Source organism: Microbacterium fluvii (assembly GCF_025515205.1).
Classification (GTDB): Bacteria; Actinomycetota; Actinomycetes; order Actinomycetales; family Microbacteriaceae; genus Microbacterium; species Microbacterium fluvii.
The window spans coordinates 494976-514078 of record NZ_JAOPFX010000003.1 but is presented as its reverse complement, the minus strand read 5'-3'; the positions used below and the strand labels follow the sequence as shown (position 1 = coordinate 514078).

The 19103-nt window shown below is 70.5% G+C and carries 17 protein-coding genes; 3 read left to right on the top strand and 14 right to left on the bottom strand.

Features of this window, described 5'->3' with window-relative positions; genetic code table 11:
- Positions 1 to 22: 22 nt before the first annotated feature.
- The 10 genes from murG to OAW74_RS13615 all read right to left on the bottom strand — a co-directional run bounded on the left by murG (position 23) and on the right by OAW74_RS13615 (position 11035).
- Positions 23 to 1096 (bottom strand): undecaprenyldiphospho-muramoylpentapeptide beta-N-acetylglucosaminyltransferase, encoded by a 1074-nt coding sequence (gene murG / locus OAW74_RS13660; protein ID WP_262874913.1) that lies wholly within the window; start codon positions 1094 to 1096, stop codon positions 23 to 25.
- Between the two features lie 146 nt (positions 1097 to 1242).
- Complete coding sequence (gene ftsW, locus OAW74_RS13655; protein ID WP_262874912.1) at positions 1243 to 2559, bottom strand: putative lipid II flippase FtsW; 1317 nt, start codon at positions 2557 to 2559, stop codon at positions 1243 to 1245.
- Entirely contained in the window at positions 2519 to 4057 is a 1539-nt protein-coding gene (murD, locus tag OAW74_RS13650; RefSeq protein ID WP_262874973.1) for a UDP-N-acetylmuramoyl-L-alanine--D-glutamate ligase, read from the bottom strand. Before murD ends, ftsW begins: the two co-directional genes overlap by 41 nt.
- Positions 4054 to 5160, bottom strand: a complete 1107-nt coding sequence (mraY, locus tag OAW74_RS13645; protein ID WP_262874911.1) for a phospho-N-acetylmuramoyl-pentapeptide-transferase — start codon at positions 5158 to 5160, stop codon at positions 4054 to 4056. Before mraY ends, murD begins: the two co-directional genes overlap by 4 nt.
- Positions 5157 to 6569 carry a UDP-N-acetylmuramoyl-tripeptide--D-alanyl-D-alanine ligase gene (locus OAW74_RS13640; RefSeq protein ID WP_262874910.1) on the bottom strand — a complete coding sequence of 471 codons (1413 nt, stop codon included), beginning with the start codon at positions 6567 to 6569 and terminating at the stop codon, positions 5157 to 5159. Before OAW74_RS13640 ends, mraY begins: the two co-directional genes overlap by 4 nt.
- 67 nt (positions 6570 to 6636) lie before the next feature.
- On the bottom strand, positions 6637 to 8430 hold the full coding sequence (locus tag OAW74_RS13635) for a peptidoglycan D,D-transpeptidase FtsI family protein (protein ID WP_262874909.1): 1794 nt from the start codon (positions 8428 to 8430) through the stop codon (positions 6637 to 6639).
- Positions 8431 to 8434: 4 nt separating this feature from the next.
- Positions 8435 to 9010, bottom strand: coding sequence for a hypothetical protein (locus OAW74_RS13630; RefSeq protein ID WP_262874908.1), 576 nt, complete (start codon positions 9008 to 9010; stop codon positions 8435 to 8437).
- Entirely contained in the window at positions 9007 to 9960 is a 954-nt protein-coding gene (rsmH, locus tag OAW74_RS13625; protein WP_262874907.1) for a 16S rRNA (cytosine(1402)-N(4))-methyltransferase RsmH, read from the bottom strand. The genes OAW74_RS13630 and rsmH overlap by 4 nt, the downstream gene beginning before the upstream one ends.
- A gap of 96 nt (positions 9961 to 10056) precedes the next feature.
- Positions 10057 to 10488 (bottom strand): division/cell wall cluster transcriptional repressor MraZ, encoded by a 432-nt coding sequence (gene mraZ / locus OAW74_RS13620; protein ID WP_262874906.1) that lies wholly within the window; start codon positions 10486 to 10488, stop codon positions 10057 to 10059.
- A 178-nt stretch (positions 10489 to 10666) separates the two neighbouring features.
- The gene (locus tag OAW74_RS13615; protein WP_262874905.1) at positions 10667 to 11035 is read right to left on the bottom strand and encodes a DUF3040 domain-containing protein; all 369 of its coding nucleotides are present in this window, start codon (positions 11033 to 11035) and stop codon (positions 10667 to 10669) included.
- Between the two features lie 68 nt (positions 11036 to 11103).
- Here OAW74_RS13615 and OAW74_RS13610 point away from each other — a divergent pair, with 68 nt between their 5' ends.
- The gene (locus OAW74_RS13610; RefSeq protein WP_262874904.1) at positions 11104 to 12198 is read left to right on the top strand and encodes a polyprenyl synthetase family protein; all 1095 of its coding nucleotides are present in this window, start codon (positions 11104 to 11106) and stop codon (positions 12196 to 12198) included.
- A 3-nt stretch (positions 12199 to 12201) separates the two neighbouring features.
- Here OAW74_RS13610 and OAW74_RS13605 read toward each other — a convergent pair whose 3' ends face one another.
- Positions 12202 to 12531: an Rv2175c family DNA-binding protein gene (locus tag OAW74_RS13605; protein ID WP_262874903.1), complete on the bottom strand. Its 330-nt coding sequence runs from the start codon at positions 12529 to 12531 to the stop codon at positions 12202 to 12204.
- Between the two features lie 137 nt (positions 12532 to 12668).
- On the opposite strand from OAW74_RS13605, the gene OAW74_RS13600 reads away from it, so the two are divergent.
- A complete protein-coding gene (locus OAW74_RS13600) occupies positions 12669 to 13889 on the top strand; it encodes a LysM peptidoglycan-binding domain-containing protein (RefSeq protein ID WP_262874902.1) in 1221 nt (406 codons plus the stop codon).
- A gap of 43 nt (positions 13890 to 13932) precedes the next feature.
- A complete protein-coding gene (pknB, locus tag OAW74_RS13595; protein WP_262874901.1) occupies positions 13933 to 15879 on the top strand; it encodes a Stk1 family PASTA domain-containing Ser/Thr kinase in 1947 nt (648 codons plus the stop codon).
- A 126-nt stretch (positions 15880 to 16005) separates the two neighbouring features.
- Here pknB and OAW74_RS13590 read toward each other — a convergent pair whose 3' ends face one another.
- The 3 genes from OAW74_RS13590 to OAW74_RS13580 all read right to left on the bottom strand — a co-directional run bounded on the left by OAW74_RS13590 (position 16006) and on the right by OAW74_RS13580 (position 19044).
- Complete coding sequence (locus OAW74_RS13590) at positions 16006 to 17340, bottom strand: class II 3-deoxy-7-phosphoheptulonate synthase (protein ID WP_262874900.1); 1335 nt, start codon at positions 17338 to 17340, stop codon at positions 16006 to 16008.
- A gap of 72 nt (positions 17341 to 17412) precedes the next feature.
- The gene (locus OAW74_RS13585) at positions 17413 to 18099 is read right to left on the bottom strand and encodes a lysophospholipid acyltransferase family protein (protein ID WP_262874899.1); all 687 of its coding nucleotides are present in this window, start codon (positions 18097 to 18099) and stop codon (positions 17413 to 17415) included.
- A 3-nt stretch (positions 18100 to 18102) separates the two neighbouring features.
- Positions 18103 to 19044 carry an ROK family glucokinase gene (locus OAW74_RS13580; RefSeq protein WP_262874898.1) on the bottom strand — a complete coding sequence of 314 codons (942 nt, stop codon included), beginning with the start codon at positions 19042 to 19044 and terminating at the stop codon, positions 18103 to 18105.
- Positions 19045 to 19103 lie beyond the last annotated feature (59 nt).

Genomic DNA, 19103 nt, shown 5'->3' with positions numbered 1-19103 from the left:
GTGCGGCGCGCCCGCGCGGGGCTCAGCCGCGCAGCGCCTCGTCGACCATCGCCACGACGTTCTGTGCGCCCGAGCGGGTGCCGACGGATGCCGCCGCCTCCGCCATCGCGGTGCGCCGGGGCGCATCGGCGAGCAGGGACACGACGGACTCGCGCACGCGATCGGCGGTGAACTCGCCGTCGGGGATGAGCACCGCGGCCCCCGCCCGGACGGCCGATGCGGCGTTCAGCGACTGCTCTCCATTGCCGACGGCGTAGGGCACGTAGACGGCGGGGATGCCGAGGGCGCTGATCTCGGAGACGGTCGCCGCCCCCGAGCGCGAGACGATGAGGTCGGCCACCGCGAAGGCGAGATCCATGCGGTCGACGTAGCGGCGCAGCGCGTAGCCGGCGACGCCCGGGTCGGCGAGGTCCGACTTCTCGCCGGTGATGTGCAGCAGCTGCCACCCCGCGGCCAGCACGTCGGAGTAGGCGCCGCCGAACGCCTCGTTCAGCCGCAGGGCGCCCAGCGACCCGCCGAAGACGAGCAGCGTCGGGCGCTGCGGGTCGAGCTCGAAGTGCCTGGCCGCCTCGGCGCGCAGCGCGCCGCGATCGAGGTCGACGATCTCGCGGCGGAGCGGCATTCCGACCACACGCGCGCCGCGCAGCGCCGTGCCCTCGAACGCGACGCCGACGGCTGCCGCCCGTCGCGCGCCCAGCACGTTGGCCATCCCGGGCTTGGCGTTGGCCTCGTGCACGACGAACGGCACGCGGGCCTGCCGCGCCGCGAGGTAGGCCGGGGCGGCGGCGTAGCCGCCGAAGCCGACCACCGCATCGACGTGCCGGTCGCGCAGGTGGCCTCGGACCTGCGCGACCGCCCGCCGCAGCCGCTGCGGGAAGGCGAGGGCGGCGCCGTTCGGCCGCCGAGGGAAGGGCACCTTGTCGACGAACAGCAGCTCGTAGCCTCGATCGGGCACGAGCCTGGCCTCCAGCCCCTCGCGGGTGCCGAGAACGAGCACCTCGGCGTCGGGGTCGCGCGCCGTCAGGGCGTCGGCGACGGCCAGCAGGGGGTTCACATGGCCGGCGGTTCCACCGCCGGCCAGCAGGTACGTCGTCACCAGTCGACCCTAAGGCAAGCCGCGCGCGCTGCGCGGCCCAGGGCGGCAGCATCCGCCCCTCGCCCGCGCCGTCTGCTGCTCCGATCAGATCAGGAGATCTCGCTCAGGCAGGTCGTTTCCGCTGGGATCGACCTGTGCCGGCCGAATCACCTGATCTCGGCGGGCTGCCTGACCTTCTGGTCCCGGGCTTGCGGCGAGGTCACCTGAGCCGGCGAGGCGGCCGGCGAGGTGCGGCGACGCACGGGGCGCGCGGGTGCCGGCGCGGCCGTGCGCACGGGGAGCGTGCGGGCGAACGCCAGCAGCACCCCGCAGGCGACCAGCACCGACAGCAGCGATGTTCCGCCCTGCGACATGAACGGCAGCGGCACGCCGAGCACGGGGAGCACCCGCAGCACGACGCCGATGTTGATGAGGGCCTGGCCGACGATCCACACCGTGATGCCGCCCGAGACGATGCGCACGAACGGGTCCGGCGTCTTGCGGATGATGTGGAACGCGCCGACGGTGAACAGCGTGAACAGGGCGAGCACGACGATGCACCCGATCAGACCGAGTTCCTCGCCGACGATCGCGAAGATGTAGTCGTTGGATGCCGCAGGCAGCCAGTCGTACTTCTCCTTCGAGTTGCCCAGCCCCAGGCCGAAGATGCCGCCGCCTGCCAGCGCCCACGTGCCGTGCAGCGGCTGATAGCAGGAGTTGAGGTAGTCGGCGAGGCAGTTCGGATTGAGGAAGCTCATGATGCGCGCCATGCGGTTGGGGCTGGTCACGGCGAAGAAGGCGAGGCCGCCGGCGGCGAGGATCATCGGCAGCAGGAAGATGCGCAGCTTGACGCCGGAGAAGAACAGCGCGCCCAGCACGATGAGCACCAGCACGATGACGGTGCCGAGGTCATGGCCTGCCAGCACCGTGCCGATCACCAGCAGCGACACCGGAACGAGCGGAATGAAGACGTGCCGCCACAGGCCCAGCAGGGTCTGCTTGCGGTAGAGCACGTACCCGATCCACAGGCACAGGGCGAGCTTGAGGAACTCCGAGGGCTGGGCCTGCAGGCCCGCGACGACGATCCAGTTCCTGTTGCCGTCGTTGCTGACCCCGAGAGGGGTGAACACGAGCAGCTGCAGGAGGGTCGCCCCGATGAGGGCGGGCCACGCGATCCTCTTGTAGAAGCGCACCGGCAGGCGGCTCGCCACGAACATCAGCGGGATGCCGATCATGGCGAACATGCCCTGCTTGACGACGTCTTCCCACGGCGCCTCGCCGGCGGCCGTGGCCGTCGCGGAGGTGGCGGAGAGCACCATCACGAGGCCGAAGCCGGTCAGCAGCAGCGCCGTCGAGGCGATCAGCAGGAACTCGCTCGGCACCGGGGCGAACACCGTCCCGAGCGACACGCGGGCGGCCAGACCCCCCTTCGCGGCGGGAGGGTCAGCCGGCGTCGGACGAAGGGGCGGCGGGTCGGTCGTCATCGCTGCCCCTTCCGGTCTGATCTCTCACGGCCTCGGCGAAACGCCGACCTCGGTCGGCATAGGAGGCGAACTGGTCGAAGGATGCTGCGGCGGGGGCGAGGAGGACCACGTCTCCGTCCACGGCGATCCCGGACGCCAGTTCGACGACCCGTGCCATGACCCCTTCAGTCTCAGGGGCGTCCACCTCGAACAGCGGCACCTCGGGCGCGTGTCGTGCGAACGCCGCGACGACCTCGGTGCGGTCGGCGCCGATGACGATCGCCGCCTTGGCGGAGCCCCCTCGCCCTGCGACGAGCTCGGAGATGTCGACGCCTTTCAGGAGCCCTCCGACGACCCATACCGCGCCGGGGTAGGCGGCCAGCGACGAGGCCGCGGCGTGCGGGTTGGTCGCCTTCGAGTCGTCGACCCACGTGACGCCGCCGGCGACGGCGACCACCTCGATGCGGTGCGGATCGAGCCGGAAGGTCTCGAGGGCGTCGCGGATCGCCCGCGGTGCGACATCGAGGGAGCGCGCGAGGGCCGCCGCCGCGAGGATGTTGGCCACGATGTGCGGGGCGCCGAGCCCCCGCGCGGCGAGCTCGTCGACCGTGGCGAGTTCGAGCGCGCTCGTGCGGCGGTCTTCGAGGAAGGCACGGTCGACGACGATGCCCTCGACGACGCCGAGGTCGCTGGGGCCGGGGACTCCCAGGTCGAAGCCGATCGCCCGCGCGCCCTCGACGACCTCGGCCTCTTCGACCATCTCTCGGGTGGCCGCGTCCGCCTTGTTGTAGACGCAGGCGACGCGCGTGCTGTCGTAGACGTGCGCCTTGGCGTCGCGATACGCCTCGGCCGAGCCGTGCCACTCGAGGTGGTCGTCGGCGAGATTGAGGCACACCGCGGCGTGCGGTGACAGCGGTTCGGGCCCGTTCTGCAGGCCCAGATACCAGAGCTGGTGGCTCGACAGCTCGACCACGAGCACGTCGAAGCCCGCGGGGTCGCGCACCGCGTCGAGCACGGGGGTGCCGATGTTGCCCACCGGGGCCGCCCGCAGCCCGCCGGCGACGAGCATCGTCGCCGTGAGCCTGGTGGTCGTGGTCTTGCCGTTGGTGCCAGTGATGAGCACCCAGTCGGCCGGAGTGCCGTCGTCGCGCAGCACCTTGTCGCGCACGCGCCACGCCAGCTCGATGTCGCCCCACAGCGCGATCCCCCGCTGCTGCGCCCAGACGATGAGCGGATGCTGCGGCGAGAACCCCGGTGAGGCCACGATCACCTCGGGGGCGAACTCGGCGAGCTCGGCCGGCACGACGGAGAGATCCCCCTCGTGCAGGCGCGCGCCGATCACCGGCAGCAGCCGCGCGTACTCCTCCGCGGCCTGCTCGGTGACCACGAGCACGTCGGCGCCGAGTTCGGTGAGCGTGTCGGCAGCCGAGAACCCGGTCATCGACAGTCCGAGCACCGCCACCCGCAGGCCCGACCAGTCGGCATGCCAGCTGGTCAGCGAGTCCAGGCGCGCGGTCATGTCTGCGAGAGCCATTCCACGTAGAAAAGTCCGACGCCGCTGACGGCGAGGATCGCGGCGATGATCCACATGCGCACCACGATCGTCGCCTCCGGCCAGCCCCGCATCTCGAGGTGGTGATGGAACGGACTGTTCAGGAACAGCCGCCTGCCGCGGGTGGCCTTGAAGTAGAGCCGCTGCAGGATGACCGATCCCGGGCCGATGATGAAGGCGCCGGCGATGAGGATCGAGACGATCTCGGTGCGGGAGAGGATCGACATCGCGGCGATGACGCCGCCGATCGCCAGCGATCCGACATCGCCCATGAACACCTGCGCGCGCGGCGCGTTCCACCACAGGAACCCGACCAGCGAGCCCACGAACGCGGCCGCGACGATCGTGAGGTCGAGCGGATCGCGGGTCTGGTAGCACGCGGACTGGTAGGCAGCGACGAGCTCAGCCGCGGAGCAGCGCTGCTGGTACTGCCAGAAGGTGACCAGGCTCAGCGCGCTGATCGTGAAGATGCCGATGCCGGTGGCCAGACCGTCGAGGCCGTCGGTGACGTTGGTGCTGTTGGACCACGCCACTCCGATGAAGGTGATCCACAGCAGGTAGGCGAGGATGCCGAAGGCGCCGAGCGCCATGAACGAGAGGGCGTCGATGTCGCGGAAGACCGAGATGTGCGCCGAGGCGGGAGTCTGATCCCACGTGTTCGGGAACTGGAGCGCGACGATCGCCCAGGGCACCGTCACCAGCACCTGGCCGAAGATCTTGCGCCAGCCGGTCAGCCCGAGGCTGCGCTGCCGCCTGACCTTCATGTAGTCGTCGATGAAGCCGACGATGCCGAAGCCGACCATCATCCACAGCACGAGGAGCCCCGACACCGTGGGAGGGAAGCCTCCGGCGTAGGTCCCGACGAAGTAGCCGATGACCGTGCCGACGATGAAGATGACGCCGCCCATCGTGGGGGTGCCCCGCTTGGCCTCGTGCGCCGGCACGTTGCCGTCGGCCTCGGTGCGGATGATCTGCCCCCATCCCCACTTTCGGAACAGGCGCAGGAACACCGGCGTCAGCAGCAGGGTGAACGCCAGCGAGATCGCCGCGGCCGTCAGGAGTGACCTCACGAGACCGATTCTCCCAGACGATCGCCGAGAAACCGGAGCCCGGCCGCGTTCGACGATTTCACCAGCACACGGTCTCCTGCTCTGAGCTCCCCCTGGAGGTAGTCGAAGGCCTCGTCGGCCGTCGCGAAGAACACCGCCTCTCCGTCCCACGACCCCTGCGCGATGGCCTCGAGGTACATGCGACGCGCGTCGACGCCGATCACGACGATGCGCTTGATGCCGAGCCGCACGGCGAGAAGGCCCACGCGGTCGTGCTCCTCCTCGGCGTACTCGCCGAGTTCGCTCATGGCGCCGAGCACCGCGACGGTGCGCTCGTCGGGGCCGGTGATCTGCGCGAGTGTGCGCAGGGCGGCGGCCATCGAATCGGGGCTCGCGTTGTACGCGTCGTTGATGATGCGGATGCTGTCGGACCCCAGTGGCTGCATGCGCCACCGCTCGGCCAGCTCGAGGCTCTCGACGCGCCCGATCGCGGCATCCGCCGCGACGCCCAGAGCCGTCGCTGCCGCGATCGCCGCGAGGGCGTTGGCGACGTGGTGAGCGCCCAGCACGCTCAGCCGCAGCGGATGGTCGACGCCGTCGACCGTGACCGTCGTGGCCGTGCCGGTGGCCGACACCTCGATCTCGCCCGCGCGCACCTCGGCGGTGTCTCCTCGTCCGAACCAGCGCACGCGCACGTCGCGCTCGGTGGCGATCGGCGCCATCTGCGAGACCCGCGGGTCGTCGGCGTTGAGCACGGCGAGGCCACCCGGCCGCACCGCTCTGACGAGCTCGGACTTGGCATGGAAGGTCGCCTCGATGCCGCCGAAGCCGCCCGCGTGGGCGAGACCCACCATGAGCACGATGCCGATGTCGGGTTCGACCAGTCCCGCGAGCCGCGCGATCTCGCCGGGGGCGCTCGCACCGAACTCGCACACGAGGTAGCGGGTCTGCTCGGTGACCCGCAGCATCGTGAGGGGCGCGCCCACCTCGTTGTTGAACGAGGCCCGGGGCGCGACCGTCTCGGCCTCGCCCTCGAGGATGCGGGCGAGCATGTTCTTGGTGGTCGTCTTGCCGTTGGACCCGGTGATGCCCACGATGCGCAGATCGCCGCGGGCGCGCACGCGCGCCACGACCTCGCGCGCGAGGGCGGCGAGGGCGGCGACGACGTCGGGCACGACGATCTGCGAGATCGGGGCGTCGACGATCCGCTCGACGATGGCCAATGCCGCGCCCGCCTCGGCGACGGCGGGCACGAACAGGTGCCCGTCGGTGTGCTCGCCGGGCTTGGCGACGAAGACGTCTCCGCGGCCGATGAGGCGCGAGTCGGTGTCGACGGCTCCGCTGACGGGGGTATCGAGCGAGTCCGCCGCCGAGAGCACGGGCTCCCCGGCGATGGCATGGGCGATCTGGGCGATGGTGAGTGTGATCATGTGAGTGCCTCCGGCCGCGTCGAGGTGCCTGACGTGCTGCTCGTTCCGCGGCCGCGGGGGCCGGTCGTCATTGGGCGAATTCGGGGAGCTTCACAGGGTCGGTGGTCGAGGGCATCACCCGGTAGGTCTTCAGCACCTGGGTCATGGCCTTCTGCCAGGCCGACGCGTTGGCCGCACTCGACTTTATCCTGGTCGGCTCATCGAGGGTGACCGCGACGATGTACTCAGGGTCTTCGATGGGGGCCATGCCGATCATCGTGGTGAAGTAGGCGCCCGCCTTGTAGCCGGTGCCGGCCTCGTTGATCTTCTCGCCGGTTCCTGTCTTGACGCCGATGTTGTAGCCGTCGATCTTGATCTTCGATGCGTTGCTGCTCTCGAGGGCCACGCTGGAGAGGATGTCGCGCACCTGCTCGGCGGTGTCGGCGCTGACCACCTGCACGGCGTCGGGGAGGTCGGGCTCGGTGACGGTGCCGTCGGCGGCCGTGCACGATTCGACCAGCCGCAGCGGCTGCCGGACGCCGTCGTTCGCGATCGCGCTGTAGGCGCCCACGAGCTCGGGGAGGGTCGTGGTCAGACCCTGGCCGTACGCCGTGTTGTAGGTGGTCTGGGCGCCCCACTCGTCGGCGGGGTAGACCAGGCCGGACTGCTCCCCGAGGAAGCCCACGGCGCTGCCGTCGCCGATGCCGAACTTCTTCAGGTAGTCGTAGCGGATCTGCTTGCTGACCCGCTCGCTGAACTTCGAGATGCCGACGTTGGACGAGTCGATGAGCACACCGGCGAGCGTGTAGTTGTAGGCGGGGTGCGAGTACGAGTCGCGCACCCTGGCGTCTCCCCCGGCGAACTTCTCGCTGCTGGAGGCCGTGACCGTCGACAGCGGCGTCTGCCCCGCCGCGTCGATGAGGGTCGCCGCGGTCAGCGCCTTGAAGGTCGACCCAGGCTCGAACCAGTTGGTGAAGATGCGGCTGGCCCTGTCGCCCACATCGGAGTCGCCCGGGTCGTTGGGGTCGACGGTGGGCCACTCGGCCGCCGCCTTGATCTTTCCGGTGGCGACCTCGACGACCATGATCGACCCGCTCTTGGCCTTCATGTTCTGCGACTGCTCGGCGATCAGCTGCTGCATGTACCACTGCAGGTCGCTGTCGATCGTCAGCTGCAGCGTGCCGCCGTCGACCGCCTCCTGCCGCACTTCGGTGCCGGGGATGATCACGCCGTCCTTGCCGACCTGATACGACGCCTTGCCGTTGGTGGCGGTGAGGCAGTCGTTCTGCATCGATTCCATGCCGGCCAGCGCCTCGCCGTCGGAGCTGACGAAGCCGACCAGGTTGCCGGCGACGGCGCCGTCGGGGTAGCTGCGGGCGGGGTGCGAAAAGCACGTCACGTAGGGCGCGTCGAGGTCGGCGAGCCCGCGATACACCGCGGTGCCGACGCCTTTGTCCAGGTAGGCGAACCGCGAGTCGGGGTCTGCGGCCAGTGCGTCGGCGACGATCTGCTGCACGTCGGCGGCCTTCTGCCCGGTGACTCCGGCGATCTTCACCGACACCGTCGACCACGGCTCCGCCGTGGACTTTCCATCGACGATGTCGGCGTCGATCTGGGTGATCAGCAGCGGGTCGAGCTGGCAGTCGTACTCCACGACGCTGCCGGCGAGCGTGCGCCCGTCGGCATCGACGATCGAGCCGCGCGTGCCGTAGAGCGTCTGGCCGCCCGCGAGGGCGTTGTCGAGCGAGTCCTGGATGTGCTCCTGCGCGTTGACCACCTGGATGTCGACGAGCCGCAGGATGAATCCCGCCAGCACGGCCAGCACGACGGCGAGGGCGACGACCGTGCGGCGCCGCTGGCTTCTCGTGCTTCTGGTCGACATGGCGTCAGTGGGTGCTCGGGGTGGGCAGTCCGTCGGTGAGCGGGACGGGGGCGTTCAGCACGGTGTCGTCGGTGATGACGGGCTGCCCGTCGATGGTGGCCTCCGGGTCGGTGACCAGCGGGGTGTCGATGATGAGGGCGTTGGCGACGGCTCCCCGGCCGATGGCGTCGATCGAGGTGGCTCCGAGCGCGACGTCGCCGCTGCCCAGCAGCTTGCCGTCGCTCAGCCGCAGGTACGACGGCGACTCGTTGATGACCATGCCCAGGGCCGAGGCGTTCGCGGCGAGGTACTGCGGCGAGCTCAGCCCCGCGATGTCGTCGGCGAGGATCTGCTTGTCCCAGTTGAGCTCGCGCTGCTGCTGAGTGAGCGAGGCCAGCTCGTAGCTGCCCTGGGTCGTCAGTATCGACAGCGACATCTGGGCGGCGCCGATGGCGACCGCGCCGGCGACCGCGACGATGCCGTAGAGCAGCCGAGGGCGGCGGGCTCTGGCCGGAGCGTCGACGACCTCGAGGCGCCGCGAGGGGCGCTCCTGCCACAGCGGGACGGCGGATGCGGCGAACTGCCGCTCTGCGACGCTCATACGTCGTCTCGCAGCCGCTCGGCCGCGCGCAGGCGCACGGGAATGGCACGGGGGTTGCGCGCCCGCTCCGCCTCGGAGGCGACCTCCGCGCCCTTGACGAGCAGGCGGAAGCGGGGGGCGTGCTCTGGCAGCTCGACCGGGAGGCCGGCCGGCGCCGTGGAAGCGGAGGCATCCGCCAGCACACGCTTGACGAGGCGGTCTTCGAGCGACTGGTACGACTCGATGACGATGCGCCCGCCCACCGGCAGCAGCCGCAGCGCGGCGGGAAGGGCGCGTTCGAGGGCGCCGAGCTCTCCGTTGACCTCGATGCGCAGTGCCTGGAAGACCCGCTTGGCGGGATGACCGGCCGACTTCAGCGCCGCGGGGGTGGCCGCCTGCAGAATGTCGACGAGTCGGCCCGACCGGTCGATCGGCGCCTCGGCGCGCGCGGCGACGATCGCCCGCGCATAGCGGCCGGCGAGCTTCTCTTCGCCGTAGCGCTCGAAGATGCGCCGCAGGTCGCCCTCGCCGTAGGTCGCGAGGATGTCGCCGGCCGTCGTCCCGGCCGACTGGTCCATGCGCATGTCCAGTGGCGCATCCTGCGCGTAGGCGAAGCCGCGGTCGGCCTCGTCGAGCTGCAGCGACGAGACGCCGAGGTCGAAGAGGATGCCGTCGACCCGGTCCCGCCCCGTCGAGGCCACGGCGTCGGCGATGCCGTCGTAGACGGTGTGCACGAAGGTGACGCGGCCCGCGAACGGCGCGAGACGGTCGGCCGCGATGCGCAGGGCGTCGCGGTCGCGGTCCAGCCCGATGACGTGCAGGCCGGGAAAGCGCTCGAGGAGCGCCTCGGTGTGGCCTCCCATGCCGAGAGTGCCGTCGACGAGCACGGCCCCCTCCCGGTCGAGCGCGGGGCCGAGCAGCTCGACGCAGCGCTCGAGCATGACCGGGGTGTGGATGTCGTGGAGGTTCATGATGCGGGGCGGGTTCCCTGGGTCCTGATCCCCATCCGCTCGACCTGGCGCCGGGGAAGTGCGTCAGGGCAGCGGCTGGGAGTCAGGACCAAGGGCTCAGAAAAGGCCCGGGATCACCTCCTGCTCGAGTTCTGCGTAGGTCTCTTCGTTGCCGGCGGCGTAGGCGTTCCACGCGTCGGCGTTCCAGATCTCGGCGTGGGCTCCCACGCCCGTCACGACGAGCTCCTTCTCCAGTCCCGCGTAGGCGCGCAGCGGAGGAGGCACCGTGATGCGGTTCTGGCTGTCGGGCTTCTCGGCGCTGGCCCCCGAGAGGAACATGCGCAGGAAGTCGCGGGCCTGCTTGTTGGTCAGCGGGGTCTCGCGGATGCGCTCGTGGATGCGCTCGAACTCGTCCTGCGCGAACACGTAGAGGCAGCGTTCCTGCCCCCGCGTGATGACCACGCCCGCCCCCAGGTCGTCACGGAACTTCGCGGGGAGGATGACGCGACCCTTGTCGTCGAGCTTGGGCGTGTGGGTGCCGAGGAGCATGGGGCACCCCCTTTCGTCCCGCCCCGCCAAGTTCGCACCACGTTACTCCACTTTCCTCCACTTTGTATCCCCCGGATCGCGAAATCCTCCCCCGAGCCCCACAACGGCGCGCAGGCACGAAAAAAGCACCGACCCTCGGGTCGGTGCTTCGTCGGCTGGATTCAGCGGATCGCGGCGATCAGTGGCCTTCCTGGCGGCGATCCCAGCGGTCGTTCATGCGATCCATGAACGAGGTGGAGGAACGTGGAGCGGCCTTCGGCTTCGCGTCGGTCGGAGCCGCTGCCGCGGGCCCTCTGGTCGGCGTGACGGCGAGGATGACGCCGCCGAGCATCGCGAGGAACCCGATGACGCCCACCACGATGAGCTGGGTCGACACCCCGATGACCAGGCCGCCGAGGCCCACCAGCACGAGGATCGTGCCGTACACGATGTTGCGGTAGCTGAGCGTCCGACCGTCCCGCGCGGCGCTGACGACGTCGGCGTCGTTGTGCATGAGATGGCGTTCCATCTCGTCGAGCAGACGCTGCTCCTGTTCTGACAGTGGCATGCATCCCCCTTCGGGCTGAGTCGGACGCTCTCGAGTCTACGCGTCCGCGTGATCACTAGGCTAGGCCCGTGTCCCCCTCGAACGACCCGATCGCGGCGGTTTCCCAGCGACTGGATACCTTCCTTTCGGGACAGCGCACCTCGACGGCCGATCTCGGCCCAGACGCCCGCCTGCTCACCGACGCCGCGGCCCGATCGCTGACGGGCGGAAAGGGCCTCCGGGGCCGATTCTGCGTCGCCGGATGGCGCGCCGTCGCCTCGGCCGATCGGCCGGCCGGCGACCCGCCCGCAGAGGTCGTGACGGCCGCCGCGGCCCTCGAGATCTTCCAGGCCGCGGCCCTCGTGCACGACGATCTCGTCGACAACTCCGACACCCGCCGCGGCCGCCCCTCCGCGCACCGCGCACTCGAGCAGACCCATCGGGATCTCGGCTGGAGCGGGGATGCGGCAGCCTTCGGCCGCTCGGCGGCGATCCTGCTCGGCGATCTGCTGGTGGCGTGGAGCGACGACCTTCTCGAAGAGGCGGCGGCCACCGCATCCGCCGACCGTGGCGCATCGGCCCGCGCGCGGTACGCGACGATGCGACGCGAAGTGACGATCGGCCAGTTTCTCGACGTCGCCGAGGAGTCGGCCTTCCGCACCGCTCCCGACGACGAGCACGCGGCGCGCGCGCTGCGGGTGGCGTCTCTGAAGTCGGCGAGGTACAGCATCCAGCAGCCGCTCGCGATCGGGGCGGCGCTGGCCGGCGCCGACGACGCGCAGCAGGCGGCGCTGGCAGCCTTCGGCCACCCGCTGGGCATCGCGTTCCAGCTGCGCGACGACGTGCTGGGCGTGTTCGGCGATCAGGCGCGCACCGGCAAGCCCTCGGGCGACGACCTCCGAGAGGGCAAGCGCACGGTGCTCGTCGCCTACGCCCGCGAGGCGCTCGCCCCGACCGCGCGCCGGATCGTCGACGAGCTGCTGGGCGATCGCGACCTCGACGCGGAGCAGATCGCGTCGCTGCAGCGCACCATCGTCGACACGGGGGCGCTGGAGCGCGTCGAGCAGCTCATCGCCGACTCCGCCCGCGAGGCCGAGCGCGCCCTCAGCGGCGCGCGCCTGGGCAACGCGGCCGTCGGCGACCTGCGCGATCTCGCGCGCGCCGCGACCGTGCGCGTGGCCTGAGCGTCAGGCGAGGGTCTGGGCGACCCGCCGCACCTCCGACTTGCGACCGGCGCGCAGCGCCTCGATGGGCTCGATGCCGATCGACTCGTCGACAGCCAGCAGCCAGTCGATGGCCTCGTCGTCGCTGAAGCCGGCGTCGTGCAGCACGATCACGGTGCCGCGCAGCGACCCCAGCGGCGCGCCGTCGACGATGAAGACGGCGGGAACTCTGAAGCCGCCGTGGCGCTTCGAGCCGATCAGCTGGTTCTCGTCGAGCAGGCGTCGCACGCGCCCGAGCGGTTCGCCCAGCACCTCGACGAGCTCGGGAAGGGACAGCCATGCAGTGTCGGTCACCCAGCCACTATCTCATTCGCACCCGGCGCGATCAGAATCACTTGCGCCCCTCCAGTAACAGAAATCACTTCTTATATCACCCGTTGACATGAATCGACATGCATGACACGGTGGCGGAGGCGAAGAGGGGGAAGCTCGTGCGTTCAGATCACCGTCGTCACCACACCACGTTCTCGATCGGCCTGCCGGCATCGGTCGTGGGGTCTCTCGCGCTGCTGTTCGGCGCGACGCCCGCCCACGCGGCGGTCGAGCCGGTCGCCGCCGACCTGCGGGCGACCGACCTCCCGCTCGGCGCCGAGCAGACGCGCCCTGCACAGGCCGTCGCACCGGTCGCCGCCAAGAAGAAGCACAAGACCTACACGGTGAAAGCCGGCGACACCGTCTGGGGCATCGCGCAGCGGTACGGCCTGAGCACCCGAGATCTCGTTCGGCTCAACGACCTCGGCGCCTCCGCCCTGATCCACCCCGGGCAGGTGCTGAAGCTGAGCGGCTCGGCGAGCGCGAGCACGACCAGCGCGAAGAGCAGGAGCACCACCGCGAAGACGTCGGGCCGCTACACGGTCAGAGCCGGCGACACGGTGTGGGCCATCGCGCAGAAGCACGGCACCTCGGTCGCCGCGCTCCTGAAGGCCAACAAGCTCGGCGCCGGGGCGATCATCTACCCCGGGCAGAAGCTGACGATCTCGGGCGGCGACGGATCAGGACAGCAGGCGGCGGCATCCGCGTCGAAGAAGAAGGCGAGCACCTCGAAGGCGACCTCGTCGTCGAAGACGCACGTCGTGAAGGCCGGCGACACGCTGTGGGCGATCGCGAAGAAGCACGGCACGAGCGTCGCGGCGATCCTCTCGGCCAACGGGCTCGGCTCCGGGGCGATCATCTACCCCGGCCAGAAGATCAGGATCCCCGGTGCTTCGACCGCCACGCGCGCCTCGTCGACGAGCGGCATCGTGACGCTCGACAAGGAGCAGACCGCGAACGCGAAGCTCATCATCAGGGTCGGCCGGTCGATGGGCGCCTCGGAGCGCGCCATCGCGATCGCCCTCGGCACCGCGATGCAGGAGTCGTCGCTGCGCAACCTCCGCCACGGCGACCGCGACTCGCAGGGCCTTTTCCAGCAGCGCCCGAGCACCGGATGGGGAACCGTGTCGCAGGTGCGCGACGCCATCAGGTCGACGAAGGCCTTCTTCGGCGGCGAGAACGACCCGAACGGGTCGCGCACGCGGGGGCTCTACGACATTCCGAACTGGCAGGATCTCAGCTTCACCGAGGCGGCGCAGGCCGTGCAGATCTCGGCGTACCCCGACGCGTACGCCAAATGGGAGAAGCACGCGAAGGCCTGGCTTGCCGCCCTGGGGTGAGGCGTTCACCGGAGTCTCACGGCGTCATCCGTAGACTCTTCGCGTGAGCACGAGCCAGCAGACGGACCCGCTGATCGGCCGTCTGGTCGACGGCCGGTACCGCGTGCGTGCTCGCATCGCCCGCGGCGGCATGGCCACCGTCTATGTCGCGACCGACCTGCGCCTCGAGCGACGAGTGGCTCTCAAGGTCATGCACGGGCACCTCAGCGACGACACCGTGTTCCAGAGCCGGTTCATCCAGGAGGCGCGCGCGGCGGCACGGCTGGCCGATCCGCACGTGGTGAACGTGTTCGATCAGGGCCAGGACGGCGACATGGCCTACCTCGTCATGGAGTATCTGCCCGGCATCACGCTGCGCGAGCTCCTGCGCGAGCAGAAGCGGCTCACGATCGGGCAGACGGTGACGATCATGGATGCCGTGCTCTCGGGTCTCGCGGCAGCGCACCGCGCCGGAATCGTGCACCGCGACGTCAAGCCCGAGAACGTGCTGCTGGCAGAAGACGGCCGCATCAAGATCGGCGACTTCGGCCTGGCCCGCGCGACGACGGCCAACACCGCCACCGGCGCGCAGCTGATGGGCACGATCGCCTACCTCGCTCCCGAGCTCGTCACCCGCGGCACGGCCGACGCCCGCAGCGACATCTACTCGCTCGGCATCATGCTCTACGAGATGCTCGCCGGCGAGCAGCCCTACCGGGGCGAGCAGCCGATGCAGATCGCCTTCCAGCACGCCACCGACTCGGTGCCGCGTCCGAGCGTGCGCAATCCGGGCGTGCCGGAGCAGCTCGACGAGCTGGTGCTGTGGTCGACCGAGCGCTCCCCCGACGACCGTCCCGTCGACGCCCGCGAGATGCTCGACCGCCTGCGCGAGATCGAGAAGCAGCTCGGCATCGCTCCGCAGGTGACCCGCACGACCGACACCGGCGTCATCCGCGACACCAGCGGAGCCTCCGGCGACCTCACCAAGGTGCTGCCGACCACGATCACGGGTCCGACGGCGGCCGTCGACGACGTCGACAACGCCAACCGCCTGCGCGCCGCGACGAAGCGCCGCTCGCGACGCGGCGCATTGCTCGTGCTGCTCGCGCTGCTGCTGGCCGGCGGCGCCGCGACGGCCGGCTGGTGGTTCGGATCGGGGCCCGGCTCGCTGGTGGCCGTGCCGTCGGTGGCCGGGCTCGACTTCGCCGCGGCCGAAGACGTGCTCGCCGAGCATTCGCTGACGGCCGTCGAGGGCTCGGCTTCGAGCCTCACCGTCGAGGCGGGGCTCGCCATCTCGACCGACCCGCAGGAGGGCACCCGGCTCGACAAAGATGCCGAGGTCACCGTGGTGATCTCCAGCGGCCCCGCCGAGACCGAAGTGCAGTCCATGAAGGGCATGACCGCCGACAACGCCACGACCGCACTGCTGGCCGACAACCACATCGAGGTGACGGCGACGACCGACGAGTACTCCTCGAAGGCCAAGGGCACGGTGCTGCGCGTCTCGGTGATGCCCGCCGACGGCTCGGACAACATCGGCTGCACCAACGGCTGCACCGCCCACGAGGGCGACACCGCGCGGCTCGTCGTGTCGTACGGCCCCGTCCCCGACGTCGCCGGCAAGAGCTTCGACCAGGCCAAGAGCGACCTCGAGGCGGCAGGACTGAAGGTCTCGAGCGACGTGCCCACCGAGTACAGCGACAGCGTGGCCGAGGGCATCGTCATCTCGATGCGCGACCGCGCCGAGAAGGGCAACTGGCGCCCCGGCGAGACCGTCACCCTCGTCGTGTCTGCGGGCCCTCCGCTGTTCGAGATCCCGAGCGTCGTCGGCCTCACCCGCGATCAGGCCAAGGCCAAGCTCGATGAGGCCGGCTGGACCTACAGCTACAACGGGTTCCTCTGGGACGTGTGGCCGGACGACCTGACCACCGTCGACTCGCAGGATCCCGCCGCCGGCGAGATGCGCACGAAAGACACCACGATCACCTTCGTGCTCAAGGGCGCCGGCTGACCCCCGGGCGCCGGCATCCGCCGCCCTTCCTCGCGAGACTGCAGCTGCCGGACGAGACCGCGGGTGCTGCCCGCAGTCTCGGCGGGCACGTGCAGTATCGCGGAAAGAGGGGGCGCGCTGCGACCGTTACCTCTTCTCGAGCTCCTCGGCCACGAGGAAGGCGAGCTCGAGCGACTGCATGTGGTTCAGTCGGGGGTCGCACAGTGACTCGTAGCGCGTCGCGAGGGTGGCCTCGTCGATGTGCTCCGACCCGCCCAGGCACTCGGTGACGTCGTCGCCGGTGAGTTCGACATGGATGCCGCCGGGGAAGGTCCCCGCCGCGCGGTGCGCCTCGAAGAAGCCCCGCACCTCGTCGACGACGTCGTCGAAGCGGCGCGTCTTGTAGCCGGTCGGGGTCGTGATGCCGTTGCCGTGCATGGGGTCGGTGACCCACAGCGGCGTCGCGCCGGAGTCGCGCACGGCCTCCAGCAGCGGCGGCAGCGCGTCGCGGATCTTGCCGGCGCCCATGCGCGTGATGAAGGTGAGCCGGCCGGGCTCGCGCTCGGGGTCGAGCTTGTCGATGAGCTCGAGGGCCGTCTCGGGCGACGTCGTGGGCCCGAGCTTGACGCCGATGGGGTTGCGGATCTTCGAGAAGTAGTCGACGTGAGCGCCGTCAAGCTCACGGGTGCGCTCGCCGATCCACAGGAAGTGCGCCGACGTGTTGTAGGGCGTGTTCGTGCGGGAGTCGATGCGCGTCAGCGGCCGCTCGTAGTCCATCAGCAGGCCCTCGTGGCCCGTGTAGAACTCGACGCGCTTGAGCTCGTCGAAGTCGGCGCCGGCCGCCTCCATGAACTTGATGGCGCGGTCGATCTCGCCGGCCAGGCGCTCGTAGCGCTGGTTGGCGGGGTTGGCGGCGAACCCCTTGTTCCAGCTGTGCACCTCGCGCAGGTCGGCGAAGCCGCCCGTCGTGAAGGCGCGGATGAGGTTCAGGGTCGAGGCCGCCATGTGGTAGCCCTTGAGCAGTCGCTGCGGGTCGGCGGTGCGCGAGCCCTCGGTGAAGTCGTAGCCGTTGACGATGTCGCCGCGGTAGGCAGGAAGCGTCACCTCACCGCGCGTCTCGGTGTCGGCCGAGCGGGGCTTGGCGAACTGCCCGGCCATGCGGCCCATCTTCACGACCGGCATCGATGCGCCGTAGGTGAGCACGACGGCCATCTGCAGCACCGTCTTGATGCGGTTGCGGATCTGCTCGGCGGTCGCCCCGGCGAACGTCTCGGCGCAGTCGCCGCCCTGCAGCAGGAACGCCCGCCCCGAGGCTGCGCGGGCGAGACGCTCGCGCAGGTTGTCGACCTCGCCGGCGAACACCAGCGGAGGAAGCGTCGACAGTTCGGCGGATGCTGCCGCCACGGCGTCGGCGTCCGGCCACTGGGGCTGCTGCTTGATGGGCAGGGAGCGCCAGTGGTCGAGGGGGTCGGGCTGCTGCATCCGTCAATCCTATAAGCGCCGCAGGGGGGCCGGATGCCGCATGACGATGCCCGATCGCGCGGGGCGGAGGCGTCAGCCGCGCGGCGGGATGCGGTCTTTCACGGTGGACGCGTAGACGTCGTCGTACCGCTGCTCGCCCAGGCGCTGCAGCGCCACCATGATCTCGTCGGTGACCGAGCGCAGGATGTAGCGGTCGCCCTCCATGCCCTCGAAGCGCGAGAAGTCGAGCGGCTCGCCGATGACGACGCCCACCCGCACGACGCGCGGCAGGGTCGTGCCGATCGGCATCATCGTGTCGGTGTCGACCATGACCACCGGCACGACGGGCACCTTCGCTTCCAGCGCCATGCGCGCGATGCCGGTGCGCCCGCGGTAGAGCCTGCCGTCGGGGCTGCGGGTGCCCTCGGGGTAGATGCCCAGCAGATCGCCGCGGCCGAGCACCTGCAGGCCCGTGTTCAGCGAGTCCTCCGACGCCTTGCCGCCGGAGCGGTCGATCGGGATCTGGCCGGTGCCCTTCATGAAGACGCGGGTCGCCCAGCCCTTCAGGCCCTTGCCGGTGAAGTAGTCGCTCTTGGCGAGGAAGCTCACGGGGCGGTCGATCATGAGGGGCAGGAATACCGAGTCGCTGACCGAGAGGTGGTTGCTCGCGAGGATCGCCGCGCCCTCTTTCGGGATGTTACGTCGCCCCACGACCCAGGGGCGCCAGATCGCCTTCACGATCGGCCCGATCACGACGTACTTCATGAACCAGTAGAACACCGGTCACTCGCCTCCGGCGGGCACCGCGAGGTCTGCGGCGCCGATGAGGCCCGCGTCGTTGCCGAGTTCGGCGATGGCGAACTGCGCGACCGGGCGATCGCCGTAACCGGGGAGCGAGGTCTCGTAGGCGAGCCGCACGGGGTCGAGCAGGTCGGCGCCGAGCTCGGCCACTCCCCCGCCGATGACGAACAGCTCGGGGTCGAGCACGGCCTGGAATCCGCCGCAGGCCTCGCCGAGCGCCGTGGCGACCCGTCGCAGAGCCTCGATCGCACCGGGGTCTCCTGCCAGCACGAGGCGCGAGACGGCGGGGCCCGAGATCTTGCCCTTCTCGGTGCGAACGGCCGCCAGCGCGTCGCCGAGTCCGGCATGGTCGGCGATCTCGTTCGCCTCGCGCTGCAGGGCGCGACCGGATGCATACTGCTCGAGGCATCCGTTCTGCCCGCAGCCGCACGGCAGTCCGTCGCGGAGGAACCGGATGTGCCCGAGCTCGCCGGCGATGCCGTGCCCGCCGCGGTAGAGGCGGCCGTCGTTGATGACGGCGCCCCCGACGCCTGTGCCCATCGTGAGCATGACCATGTCGTCGACGTGGCGCCCCGCGCCGAAGCGGAACTCCGCCCACCCGGCGGCGTTGGCGTCGTTGTCGATCGTCACGGGCTGGTCGATGCCGGCTTCGAGCTCGGCCTTGAGGGGCTCGTCGCGCCAGGCGATGTTGGGAGCATGGATGATGACGGCCCGCGCCTTGTCGACGAAGCCGGCCGCGGCGACCCCGACCGCCGCGATGTCGTGCGAGGCGGCGAGGTGGCGCACCATGTCGATGACGGCGACCGTGAGGGCGCGGGTGTCGGTGGGCGTCTCGACGCGCAGCTTCTCGAGGATGCGGCCCTCGGCATCCACGACCCCGCCCGCGATCTTGGTTCCGCCGATGTCGATTCCGACCTTGAGCACTGCACACCTCTCGAAGCCCATACCGTGCGCGCGCAACGGCGCCTTGCAGTCTATCTGCG

Coding starts and splice junctions, on each gene's coding strand:
- mraZ (WP_262874906.1), bottom strand. CDS start 10,488: ATGCTCCTCGGCACCCACACGCCCAAGCTCGACGACAAGGGTCGCGTC.
- ftsW (WP_262874912.1), bottom strand. CDS start 2,559: ATGACGACCGACCCGCCGCCCCTTCGTCCGACGCCGGCTGACCCTCCC.
- OAW74_RS13615 (WP_262874905.1), bottom strand. CDS start 11,035: ATGCCACTGTCAGAACAGGAGCAGCGTCTGCTCGACGAGATGGAACGC.
- OAW74_RS13590 (WP_262874900.1), bottom strand. CDS start 17,340: ATGCAGCAGCCCGACCCCCTCGACCACTGGCGCTCCCTGCCCATCAAG.
- OAW74_RS13630 (WP_262874908.1), bottom strand. CDS start 9,010: ATGAGCGTCGCAGAGCGGCAGTTCGCCGCATCCGCCGTCCCGCTGTGG.
- rsmH (WP_262874907.1), bottom strand. CDS start 9,960: ATGAACCTCCACGACATCCACACCCCGGTCATGCTCGAGCGCTGCGTC.
- OAW74_RS13635 (WP_262874909.1), bottom strand. CDS start 8,430: ATGTCGACCAGAAGCACGAGAAGCCAGCGGCGCCGCACGGTCGTCGCC.
- murD (WP_262874973.1), bottom strand. CDS start 4,057: ATGACCGCGCGCCTGGACTCGCTGACCAGCTGGCATGCCGACTGGTCG.
- OAW74_RS13640 (WP_262874910.1), bottom strand. CDS start 6,569: ATGATCACACTCACCATCGCCCAGATCGCCCATGCCATCGCCGGGGAG.